At 74.5% G+C, this 11,524-nt stretch carries 9 protein-coding genes; 6 read left to right on the top strand and 3 right to left on the bottom strand.

All coding sequences use genetic code 11. The features are described 5' to 3' along the window. Positions 1 to 56: 56 nt before the first annotated feature. The gene (locus tag IE247_RS23940) at positions 57 to 956 is read right to left on the bottom strand and encodes a hypothetical protein (protein ID WP_190125316.1); all 900 of its coding nucleotides are present in this window, start codon (positions 954 to 956) and stop codon (positions 57 to 59) included. Between the two features lie 240 nt (positions 957 to 1,196). On the opposite strand from IE247_RS23940, the gene IE247_RS23935 reads away from it, so the two are divergent. The 6 genes from IE247_RS23935 (at position 1,197) to IE247_RS23910 (ending at position 9,016) form a co-directional block, all read left to right on the top strand. Continuing rightward, a complete protein-coding gene (locus IE247_RS23935) occupies positions 1,197 to 3,425 on the top strand; it encodes an MMPL family transporter (protein ID WP_190125315.1) in 2,229 nt (742 codons plus the stop codon). 34 nt (positions 3,426 to 3,459) lie between these two features. After that, complete coding sequence (locus tag IE247_RS23930; RefSeq protein ID WP_190125314.1) at positions 3,460 to 4,029, top strand: GNAT family N-acetyltransferase; 570 nt, start codon at positions 3,460 to 3,462, stop codon at positions 4,027 to 4,029. A 58-nt stretch (positions 4,030 to 4,087) separates the two neighbouring features. Beyond that, a complete protein-coding gene (locus IE247_RS23925) occupies positions 4,088 to 4,669 on the top strand; it encodes a hypothetical protein (RefSeq protein ID WP_229869304.1) in 582 nt (193 codons plus the stop codon). Positions 4,670 to 4,731: 62 nt separating this feature from the next. Next, positions 4,732 to 5,508, top strand: coding sequence for a GNAT family N-acetyltransferase (locus tag IE247_RS23920; protein ID WP_190125312.1), 777 nt, complete (start codon positions 4,732 to 4,734; stop codon positions 5,506 to 5,508). A 236-nt stretch (positions 5,509 to 5,744) separates the two neighbouring features. Beyond that, positions 5,745 to 5,915, top strand: a complete 171-nt coding sequence (locus tag IE247_RS23915) for a hypothetical protein (RefSeq protein WP_190125311.1) — start codon at positions 5,745 to 5,747, stop codon at positions 5,913 to 5,915. A gap of 59 nt (positions 5,916 to 5,974) precedes the next feature. Then, positions 5,975 to 9,016, top strand: a complete 3,042-nt coding sequence (locus IE247_RS23910) for a helix-turn-helix transcriptional regulator (protein ID WP_190125310.1) — start codon at positions 5,975 to 5,977, stop codon at positions 9,014 to 9,016. Between the two features lie 37 nt (positions 9,017 to 9,053). On the opposite strand, the gene IE247_RS23905 is transcribed toward IE247_RS23910, so the two are convergent. Further along, the gene (locus IE247_RS23905) at positions 9,054 to 10,244 is read right to left on the bottom strand and encodes a PQQ-dependent sugar dehydrogenase (RefSeq protein ID WP_190125309.1); all 1,191 of its coding nucleotides are present in this window, start codon (positions 10,242 to 10,244) and stop codon (positions 9,054 to 9,056) included. A 154-nt stretch (positions 10,245 to 10,398) separates the two neighbouring features. Next, complete coding sequence (locus tag IE247_RS23900) at positions 10,399 to 11,412, bottom strand: aldo/keto reductase (protein WP_190125308.1); 1,014 nt, start codon at positions 11,410 to 11,412, stop codon at positions 10,399 to 10,401. Positions 11,413 to 11,524 lie beyond the last annotated feature (112 nt).

The following is an 11,524-nucleotide window of genomic DNA, read 5'->3' as shown; positions in this document are numbered from 1 at the left end:
CGCCCGCTCGTACCCCCGTGCCTGTCCCCGCCCCCGCTCCGCCGCGGCGGCCCGGTTCAGTGGCGTATGCCCAGCCCGGGGAGGAGCAGTTCGCCCCGGTCCTTGCAGCTGACGTCCCGGGCCCGCAGGTCCTTGGGCTCCCGGGTGCCCCGGGCTCTCAGCTCGGCGATCGCCAGCCGGGCGGCCTCCGCGGCCTCGGGCCGGTCCGGGTCGGGGAACTCCGCCTGCCACCAGCCCCGGTCGCGGGAGTGCCAGCCGCGCGAGCGCATCAGACGCTCGCGCTCGGGGGTGTCCTCGCCGTCCCGGTCGTCCACCGAGACATGGAGCCCGTCCGCCAGGGCGTAGGAGAGCTGGATCCGCCGGCCCCGGTCCGCGTCGCTGGTCAGGGAGAATCCCGCCCAGTCGCCGCCGACCTGCACCGGAAGCTGCTCGATCCAGGCGCCGAGCATCAGCTCCAGCGCGCTCGCGAAGTGCTCCAGCGAGGAGGCCGTGCGCCCGCCGGTGCGCTCCGTGGGGCGCTCGCCGGGGCCGCTGCGGTCCAGCTGCCAGATGTAGGGCAGCAGGTCGAAGTCGTGCGCCTCGTCGGCCGCCCAGGCGCCGCCCCAGGCGAAGGTGCGCAGCTCGTCGGCCTCCATGCCCTCGGTGTCATGGACGGAGAGCCGGGCCCGGTGGGAGTCCCCGGAGAGGAGGACGGTCCGTCTCGCGTCGCGCCAGCGGACATTGGGCCCGTGGGCGGAGCCGCCGTAGAGCGTCGGCTCGCCGATCCGGGCGACTATCGCCCCGTACACCTCCCGGAAGGACTCCCGCCGCTTCCGGAGCGAGGCCCCCGGCTCATGGGCGAGCACCGCCCGGGGGCCGTGACCGGCGCGGGTCGCGGTCGCGTCGTGCAGGGTGAGGGCGAACTGCGCGGCCTCGCCGGGCGTCAGGGTCGGCTGGTTGGTCCCCGTCGTCTCCATGCCGTCCATCGTGCCAGCCGGGACCGACAACAGCCGCTGCCCGCCGGGGCGTTTATCGCGCCGGGCGCGTGCGGAAGCGCGGAGCGCGCGCCCCCGCGCCTGTGACTAAGCCCACGAAAACCGGCTAAAAGGGCTAAGAGTGGGGATTGGCTGACAGAGTGAGTCGACCCGCATGTCACGCGTTCTTTCCGGGGTGTTCCCCAGCGAAGATCCAAGAATTTCACCCAGGGGGCACCTCCGTTGGCAGCCATCGCCCGCTGGTGCGTCACGCACCGACTCGTCACCGTGCTGATATGGGTGCTCGCCGCCGCGGGCACGGCCCTCGCCGCCGGGGCCGCCGGAACGGCCTACTCCAACGACTACGAGGTCCCCGGCACCGAGTCCGGCCGCGCCGCCCAGCTCCTGGAGCGGGGCTTCCCGGGCGCCGCGGGCGGGGACGGCGCCACCGTCGTCTGGCACGCCGAGGACGGCGGGGTCCGCGCCGAGGCCGTGCGGCGGCCGATGGAGCGCATGCTGGCGTCGGTCGCCGCGCTCGAACCGGTGGCCGCCGTCACCGGCCCGTACGAGGCGGGCGGGGCCGTGCGGATCAGTCCCGACGGGCGCACCGCCTACGCGGACGTCACCTTCCGGCAGCGGGCCGAAGACCTTCCCGCGGGCGCGGTCGAAGAGCTGGTGGAGACCGCGAGAGCCGCCGCGGCCGACGGGGTCCGGGTCGAGCTGGGCGGTGCCGCCATGGGCCGGGCCCAGGCCCCCCAGGGATATCTGGCCGAGGCCGTCGGGGTGGCCGTCGCCGCCGTGGTCCTCTTCCTCGTCTTCGGCTCGCTCGCCGCCAGTCTGCTCCCCATCGCCACCGCCCTCGTCTCCGTCGGCGCGGCGTACGCGGGCACCGTCCTGCTCGGCCATGTGATGACCGTCGCCGACTTCGCCCCGATGCTCGGACTCCTCATCGGCCTCGGCGTCGGCATCGACTACGCCCTCTTCATCGTCACCCGCCACCGCGCCGGACTGCGCGCAGGACTCCCCGTGGAGCGGGCCGCGGTCACGGCCGTCGCCACCACCGGACGCGCGGTCGTCTTCGCCGGGGCCACCGTCTGCATCGCCCTGCTGGGCATGCTCATCCTGCGGCTGAACTTCCTCAACGGCGTGGCGGTCGCCGCCTGCCTGACGGTGATCCTCACCGTCGCCGCCTCGGTGACCCTGCTGCCCGCCCTGCTCTCGTACATCGGCCCCCGGGCGCTGAGCGGCCGGGAACGGCGGCGGTTGCGCGAGTGCGGGCCGAGGCCGCAGCTCCCGACCGGATTCGCGGCCCGCTGGTCCGCGTTGGTGGAGAAGCGCCCCAGGGCGCTGGGCGCGGTCGCCGCCGTCATCATGGCGGTCCTGGCGCTCCCCGCCCTCTCGCTCCATCTCGGCACCTCGGACCAGGGCAACAACCCGGCAGGCTCCACCACCCGCGAGGCGTACGACCTGCTGGCCCACGGCGGCCCCGGCGCGGGGGGCGGCTTCGGCCCCGGCGTCAACGGCCCGCTCACCCTCGTCGCCCGCGTCGGCTCCCCGGCGGACCGGGCCGCGCTGGAGCGGCTGCCCGCCGCCCTCGGCGAGGCCCGGGGCATCGCGTCGGCCGGCCCGGTGACGTACAACCCCGCCGGTGACACGGCGGTGCTCACCGTCGTACCCGACTCCTCGCCCCAGTCGAAGCGGACCAGTGAACTCGTCGACCGGCTCCGGGGCGAGCTGCTGCCCGCCGCCGTCGGCCCCTCGGGACCGGCCGTGCACGTCGGCGGGGTGACCGCGAGCTACGACGACTTCGCCGAGGTCATCGTGGGCAAGCTGCCGCTCTTCGTCGGCGTCGTCATCGCCCTCGGCTGTCTGCTTCTGCTGCTGGCCTTCCGCTCGGTCGCCGTCCCGCTGAAGGCCGCCCTGATGAATGTGGCCGCCGTCGCCTCCTCCTTCGGCGTCGTCGTCGCGATCTTCCAGTGGGGCTGGGGCAGCGAACTGCTCGGCCTCGGCCGGGCGGGCCCGATAGAGCCCTTCCTTCCGGTCATCATGGTCTCGGTGCTCTTCGGGCTCTCCATGGACTATCAGGTCTTCCTGGTCAGCCGGATGTACGAGGAGTGGCTGGCCACCGGCGACAACCGGCGCGCGGTGCGGGTGGGGCTCGCCGAGACCGGCCGGGTGATCAACTCGGCCGCCGTGATCATGATCTCGGTCTTCCTCGCCTTCGTCCTCAGCGGCGACCGGGTCATCGCCATGTTCGGCATCGCGCTCGCCGCCGCCGTCGCCCTGGACGCCTTCGTCCTGCGCACCCTGCTCGTCCCCGCCCTGATGCATCTGCTCGGCGGAGCGAACTGGTGGCTCCCGCGCGCCCTGGACCGGCGGCTGCCCCGCATCAGTATTGAGCCGCCCAATTCTCATGATTATGCGAAGATTCCTCAGCCGCGCATGAGCCAGGACGAACGGCTCGTGCCGTAAACGTGCCGTAAACCGGTCCGGAGGAAAGACCACCATGTTCGCGACACCCCTGGAGACGGCCGACGGCCGACGCGCGGAGCTGTGCCCCCTGGAGCCCTGGCAGGCGGCGGAGTTCCTCGCCCACATGGACCGGGGCCGGGAGTACGTCGGACGCCACATCGGCCTCCCGGACGCCGCCGGCGACCTGGCGGCGGCGCGCGCCTTCCTCCAGTCGTACGCCGACAAACAGGCCGCCGACAGCGGCCGGATCTTCGGCATCCGGCTCGACGGGACACTCGTCGGCGGAGTGCTCTTCCGGCTCTTCGACGCCGGCGCGGGCACCTGCGAGGTCGGCTGCTGGCTGGAGCCGTCCGCCGTGGGCCGGGGCCTGGTCACCCGGGCCGCCGGGATCCTCATCGACTGGGCGGTCGAGGAGCGCGGCATTCACCGGATCGAGTGGGTCGTCTCCAGCGAGAACACCCCGAGCGTCAAGGTCGCCGAGCGGCTGGGCATGCGCCGGGACGGCGTGCTGCGACAGGCCTCCTCCCACCGGGGCGTACGCAAGGACCTGGAAGTCTGGTCCGTGCTCGCCCCCGAGTGGCGCGAGCACCGGGCGGGCGCGTAGCGCTCCGGCGCACCGGTCGTTAAGGGGACTCTCAGACGGGCCGCCTACCGTGCGCCCAATGAACCCCACGGACACCGACAAGACCACCGACGACACCACCGCCCCCAGCCTCCGCAAGGACGGCGAGGAGGCCCCCGCGGAGACCGCGGAGGCCCTGGCCCCTGAGTCTCCTGAGGCCTCTGACGCCTCTGAGGTCGCGGAAGCCGACGCCGACGCCGAGGAGCTGGACGAGTCTCCCCGCGAGTCCTCGGGGCTGCTGGCCGCCACCGCGGGCGTCGTCGCCGCCGGACTGGGCGTCATCGGTCTCAGCGGCAGCTGGGTCGGCACGATCGCCGCCGAGCGCCAGTCCCTGCTGGGCAGGTTCGAGACCTCCCAGAGCGCCACCCCCGCCGAGCAGATCGCCGCGCTCTACGGCGACGCCTGGCACACCACCGCCCTGGTCAACGGCGTCTTCGCGACCCTCGCCGTGATCGTCGGCATCGCCGTCCTCGCACTGCCGCGCACCCCCGTGTGGATCCGCGCCGTCGCCGCCGGCGGAGCCGTCCTCGGCCTCCTCGGCCTGCTCGCCGCGATCGGGATGTACGTCGACGTCCTGCCCATGCCCGACGGCGGCGGCGCGGGCGCGGGCGGCGGGAGCTGACCGACCGCCCCACGCGGCGAATATCGGTGGCGTCCGCCCCGCGGCGGTGTTCCACTCGGCGGATGGATCAAGAGAGAACGCTCGCCCTGTTCGACCGCCGGGTACGCCGGGAGGCCGTCCCCGACAGCCCCGGGGCCCGGGTCGAACGGGTGGGCGCCGTGGTGCGCCAGACCGGCGGCGAGCACGACTGGAACGGCGTCCTCTGGTCCGGTCTCGACGAGCGGACGGCGGACGCGGCCATCGCCGCCCAGATCGACCACTACACCGCGCCGGGCCTGGACTTCGAGTGGAAGCTCTACTCCCACGACCTCCCCGGCGACCTCGGTGAACGCCTCCTGGGGGCGGGCTTCGCCCCCGAGCCCCCGGAGGCGCTCATGGTCGCCGAGACCGCCGCGCTCGACACCTCGGCCCGGCCGCCCGAGGGCGTCCGGCTGGTCGAGGTCACCGACGCGGCGGGCGTCGAGCTGATGGCCCGGGCCCAGGAGCGGGCCTTCGGCGAGCGCCCCACCCGGCTGCGGGAGCAGCTGCTGTCGCAGCTCGGCCTGGACACCGCGGTGCTGACCGTGGCCCTCGCCGGCGACGAACCGGTCTGCGCCGCGCGCCTGGAGCTGAACCCGGCGGCCGGATTCGCCGGACTCTGGGGCGGCGGCACCGTGCCCGCCTGGCGCGGCCGGGGCGTCTACCGCGCCATGGTCGCCCACCGGGCCGCCGTCGCCGCCGCCCGGGGCCACAGCCACCTCCAGGTCGACGCCTCCGACGAGAGCCGCCCGATCCTGCTGCGGCTCGGCTTCACCGAGCTGAGCACCACCACGCCCCACCTCTACTCCGTACCCCGCTGACCCGTGCCGCGGACCGTGCCGCCGACCGGCCCGGGGCGCCTTCTAAGGCGACCACGACCCGGCCTTAGAACCCGGGCCGGGCCCGGCCCGGGCGGGGGAGCCGCGTCTAAGGACCCTCCCCGCGCGAAGATGCGGAACCCTCCCCATGCGACGCACCCCCCTGGCGGACGAGATTGGTGTCACGGCCCGGCGGCGAACACGCCGGCCGCACCGACACCGATCCACAGGGGGCAGAGATGTTTCAGTACCGGCTTCAGGAACTGCGCAGGGCCGAACTGGTCGAGCAGGCCGAGACCTACCGGCTCACCCGCCGGCTCCGCACGGCGCGGCGGGCCGCGAATCGCTCCGGCGAGAACCCGCAGGGCCGGGTGAGCGACCCGTCCGAGCGCTTCGCACGAGCTGCCTGACCAGCGTCGTGAACGTCCCCGCCGCCGCCGGAGCTGTCGCACTGTCAGAGCCCTGTGCGATGCTCCACAGCGTGGAGACCAGGTCAGTCAGTCCCGTGTTCGTGGGGCGCGCCGGTGAGCTGTCCGTGCTCACCGGCGCGCTCGGCCTCGCCTCGGCGGCCCGCGCCGGGGCGCCGCAGGCGCTGCTCGTCGGCGGCGAGGCCGGCGTCGGCAAGACCCGGCTCATCGAGGAACTGATCGCCGAGGCGTCCCGCGGGGGCGCGGTCGTCATCGTCGGCGGCTGCGTCGAGATCGGCGCGGAAGGACTGCCGTTCGCCCCCTTCTCCACCGCCCTGCGGGCCCTGGAGCGCCTGCTCCCCGGCGAGCTGGCCGCCGCCGCCGAAGGCCATGAGGAAGAGCTGGCCCGGCTCCTGCCCGAGCTGGGCCCCCGCCCGCGCGGCGACCACAGCCGGTACGACGAACAGGACATGGCGCGCCTCTTCGAGCTGACCGTCCGCCTGCTCGAACGCATCAGCGCGGAGCGCACCGTCGTCCTCGTCCTGGAGGACATCCACTGGGCCGACGCCTCCACCCGCCATCTGCTCTCGTACATCTTCCGCACCCTGCGCCGGGGCCGCCTCGTCGCCATCGCCACCTACCGCTCCGACGACGTCCACCGCCGCCACCCGCTGCGGCCCTTCCTCGCCGAGACGGAGCGGCTGCGCACGGTCCAGCGCGTCGAGCTGACCCGCTTCACCCGCGGCGAGGTCCACCGCCAGCTCGCAGGCATCCTCGGCGCCGAACCCGAGGCGGCCCTCGTCGACCGCGTCTTCGACCGCTCCGACGGCAACGCCTTCTTCGTCGAGGAACTCGCCCGCATCATGGCCGAGGGCAATGTCTGCGGACTCTCCGACTCCCTCCGCGACATCCTCCTCGTGCGGGTCGAGGCCCTCTCCGAGGACGCCCAGCGCATCGCCCGGATCCTCGCCGAAGGCGGCTCCACCGTCGAGTACGGACTCCTCCTGGCCGTCGCCCGGCTCCCCGAGGACGACCTCATCGAGGCGCTGCGCGCCGCCGTCGGCGCCAACATCCTGCTGGCCAGCGCCGACGGCGACGGCTACCGCTTCCGCCACTCCCTCGCCCGCGAGGCCGTCAGCGACGATCTCCTCCCCGGCGAACGCTCCCGGATCAACCGCCGCTACGCCGAGGTGCTGGAGGCCGACCCCTCACTCGTCCGGGAGGACGAGCGGACCACCCGCCTCGCCAGCTACTGGTACCACGCGGGCGTCCCCGCCAAGGCCCTGCCCGCCGTGCTCCGCGCCTCCGTCGAGGCCCGGCTGCGCCACGCCTACGCCGAGCAGCTCAGACTCCTGGAGCGGGCCATGGAGCTGTGGGACGCCGTCCCCGACGAGACCCGGGCGGGGCTGCGGCCCCTCGACTACGCCGAGGCGTATCCGGCGTGCGGCTGCGACCCCGGCACCACCCCCCTGCGCTTCCTCGACCTGATGGCCGAGGCCACCGTCGCCGGCCGGCTCAGCAGCGAGCGCGAACGCGCGCTGAAGATCACCAAACGCGGTCAGCGGCTGGCGGCCGACGAGCGCGACCCGCTGCGCGCCGCCTGGTTCTCCGTCGAGCGCTCCCGGCTCGTCTCCGCCCTCGGCCGGGGCGACGGCTGGGCCGAGCTGGCCCAGGCACAGGAGCTGGTGCGCGGGCTGCCGCCCTCCGCCGTCCACGCCGAAGTGCTCGCCGAGGCGGCCGGCTGGCGAAGGCTGCACGCCCCCGGCCCCGACACCCTCGAAACGGCCGAGCGCGCCGTGGAGTACGCCCGGATGGTCGGCGCGGAGGAGATCGAGCTGCGCGCCCGGTTCGTCCTCGGCGTCCTCATGGTCGACGCGGGCGACCACGACGCCGGCCTCGCCGAGATGCGCGCCGTCCGCGACCGCGTCGTCGCCCGGGGCCTGCCGACGCTCATCGGCCGCGTCCACGCCACCCTCCCGACCGTCCTGGAGGCCGTCGGCCGCTCCCAGGAGGCCGTGGAGGTCATGACCGAGGGCATCGACCTCACCCACCACTACGGACTGCTCGACTCCGAGGCGTGGATCCTCGGCAACCTCGCCGAGTCCTACTACACCCTGGGCCGCTGGGACGAGGCGCTCGCCGCCGCAGAGCGGGGCCTGCGCATCGGACCGAGCCCCAAACCCCGGGGCTTCGCCACCCTCCAGCTCGCCGCCCTCGGCCTCGCCCGGGGCGACACCGAGGGGGCGGCCCGGCTGCTGACGGCGGCCCGCGACCACTTCGGACCGAACGACCCGATGCCGCAGAGCTCCCTCCCGATGGCCGCCATCGCCATCGGGGTCGCCGTCGGGCAGGGGCGGGTCGAGTCGGCGCGCGCCGAGTTCCGCCGCGTCGCCGAGCAGGGCTTCCCGCCCGGCACCCAGCGGTACGCCTGGCCGCTGCTGCGCGCCGCGGCCGCCCTGGAGGCCGACGCCCGGGGCCTTCCCTCGGCGGACGAGGGCCGCGCGCGGGCGCTGGACCTCATCCGGAAGACGGCCGGCTCGTTCGCCGCCACGGTCCCCGTCTGGATCGCCCATGAGCGATGGGTGCGCGCCGAGCTGCTGCGCGCCGAGAGCCGCGACACGGCCGCGGACTGGGCGGAGGCCGACGAGGCCTTCGAGGGCGCCGTCTTCCCGTACGAGCGGGCGGCGGTCCGCGTCCGCCTGGCACAGGCGCTCCTCCCCGAGGACCGGGACCGTGCCGCCGAGCTGCTGCGGTGCGCCGCCGGCACCGCCCGGCGGCTCGGCGCGCGCCCCCTGGCGGATGAGACGGCCCTGCTCGCCCAGAGCGCCCGGCTCTCCCTGACGGACGGAGCGCCCACCGCTCCCACCGCCGCGCCGGGCCCGGCGTTCGGCCTCACCCCGCGCGAGGAGGACGTCCTGAGGCTGGTGGCGGCGGGCCGCAGCAACCGCCAGATAGCCCAGTCGCTCTACATCTCCCCGAAGACGGCGAGCGTGCACGTCTCCAACATCCTCGCCAAGCTCTCCGTCTCCGGCCGCGGCGAGGCCGCCGCCCTCGCCCACCGCCTCCGCCTCTTCCCCTCCGCCGACGACCAGGTCCCCGCCTGACCCCGGGGCGTCCCCGCCCGACCCCGGGGCGCGCCCCTCAGCTCACATCGAGCCGGAGGATCCGGTCGTCCTCCCGCTCCGGGGTGCCCCGGCCGTCCGTCTCGCTGGTCAGCAGCCAGAGCCCGGAGCCGTCCGCCGGGAGGACCGTGCGGAGGCGGCCGTGCTCACCGGTGAGGAAGGCCTCGGGCTCCGCGGCGGGCTTCGGGCCGTCCAGCGGGATCCGCCAGAGCCGTTCGCCGCGCAGTCCCGCCATCCAGATCGAGCCCTGGGCGTAGGCGATCCCGCTGGGGGACGCCTCCTCGGTGGACCACTGCGCCACCGGGTCCACGAAACCGGCCTTCCCGGCCCGGCCCTCGGCCTCCGGCCAGCCGTAGTTCTTCCCCGGCTCGATCAGATTCAGCTCGTCCCAGGTGTTCTGGCCGAACTCCGCGGCCCACAGCCGGTCCCCGGAGTCCCAGGCCAGCCCCTGCACATTGCGATGGCCCAGCGAGTACACCAGCGAATCCGGATCCGGATTGCCCGGCGCGGGACGGCCGTCCGGGGTCATCCGCAGAATCTTCCCGCCGAGGGACTTCGGGTCCTGCGACAACCCCGTCTCACCCACCTCGCCCGTCCCGGCGTACAGCATCCCGTCCGGGCCGAAGGCGATCCGCCCGCCGTTGTGGGTGATCCCCTTGGGGATGTCCCGCAGGACCGTGTCCGGCGCGCCCAGCCGCTTCCCGGCGGGCTTTCGCTCGTCGAAGAGCATCCGGGCGACGCGATTGTCCGAAGCGGTGGTGAAGTACGCGTACACCTGCCGGTCCGAGGCGAACCTCGGGGAGACGGCCAGCCCCAGCAGCCCGCCCTCACCCGCGGGGGCGACCCCCGGCACCGAGCCGACCACGGTCTTCTTGCCGTCCGCCGCGCCGACCCGGGTGATCGTGCCCTCGTCCCGGGAGGCGACCAGCAGATCGCCGCCGGGCAGCACGGCCGCGCCCCACGGTGACTTCAGCCCCTCGGTGAGCGTGGCCGCGACCTTCACCGACCCCTTCGCGGGCGGCGGCGGGGCGTCCGACGCGCCGCGGCCCGCGCCGCCGGGGCCGGTGGACGAGGACGCCGGGGCGGGGGCGGGGGCGGGGGCGGAGGCCGAGGGGGTCAGCCCCGGCAGTCCGCCCGATCCGGCGTCCCCGCCGTCCGAAGAGCATCCGGTGGCCAGCAGAGCCACGACCGCGGCCAGCGCGGCCGTCATCCCAGGACGTTGCACAGTTCCGATCCTCCCGACGGCGGCGGCTCGTGCCCCCTCACACCCTTCCTACTCCACCGCGCCCCGCAAGGTTCCCGATTCGGCCGCCTGCCGTACGCGGCCCGCGCCCGGCCCGCGTACGCCGGCGGCCGGGCCGCGCTCAGTCCCACGACCCGCGCGCCCCCGGCAGCCCCTCGATCTCCCAGACGTCCCGGGGCGAGAGCCCCAGCCGGCTGGCCGAGGCGTTCTGCACCGCCCACTCCACCCGCTTGGTCCCCGGCACCGCCACCACGTTCCGTCCGCGCCCCAGCACCCACGCCAGCGCCACCTGCGCCGGGGTGACACCCGGACCGTGCCGCTCGGCGATCCTGCGCAACCCCGCCACCAGCGGCTGGTTCGCCGCCATCATCTCCGCCGTGAACCTCGGGTGCCGCGCCCGTATGTCGTCCGGCTCGAACCCCTGCCCGGGGGTGAGCGTCCCGCTCAGAAACCCGTTCCCCAGCGGCATCGCCGCCAGAAACCCGATCCCGCGCGTCTCGCACCAGGGCAGCAGCCGCTCCAGCGCCTGCCGCGACCACACCGACAGCTCCGCCTGGACGGCGCTCACCGGGAACACCTGCTGGACCCGCTCCAGCTGCCGGATCGTTCCCTCGTACAGATCTCCGTCGGACCTGTGCGCGGTACGCACCCCCACCGAGCCGACCCCCATCGCGGACACCCCGAGCGCGCGCACCTTCCCGGCCCCCACCAGCTCCGCCATCGCCCCCCAGGTCTCCTCGACCGGCACCTCCGGATCGGCGCGGTGCAGCTGATAGAGATCGATCACATCGGTCTGCAACCGCCGCAGCGAGGCGTTGCACGCCCGCTTCACATAGCCGGGCCGCCCATTGGCCACCACATGCTGATCCCCGGCGAGCAGCCCGACCTTGGTGGAGACGAAGGCGTCCGCGCGCCGCGTCTTCAACGCCCGCCCGATGAGCAGCTCATTGGTGAACGGACCATACATATCGGCCGTGTCCAGCAGGGTGGAGCCCGCGTCCAGCGCGGCGTGCACCGTGCGCAGCGATCGCTCCCCGCGCTGCTGAGAGGTGGTGTAGGCCCAGTTCATCGGCATACAGCCGAGCCCGACCGCGCCCACCTCCAGAGCCGCCGCACCCAGTGTCCTGCGCTCCACCTGCCCGTACCCCTCCCTCAGCCGCCCACCAAACCAGGGTCTTTCGTTTGGATCTTGCTGGGCTCGCGTGCCCTGGTGCCATGCCTCGCCGCGTTGTCGTCGGTCGCCGACG

Origin of the sequence: Streptomyces inusitatus (assembly GCF_014651115.1) — a bacterium.
Lineage (GTDB): Bacteria > Actinomycetota > Actinomycetes > Streptomycetales > Streptomycetaceae > Streptomyces > Streptomyces amakusaensis.
This window is presented reverse-complemented; position numbering and strand designations above follow the sequence as displayed.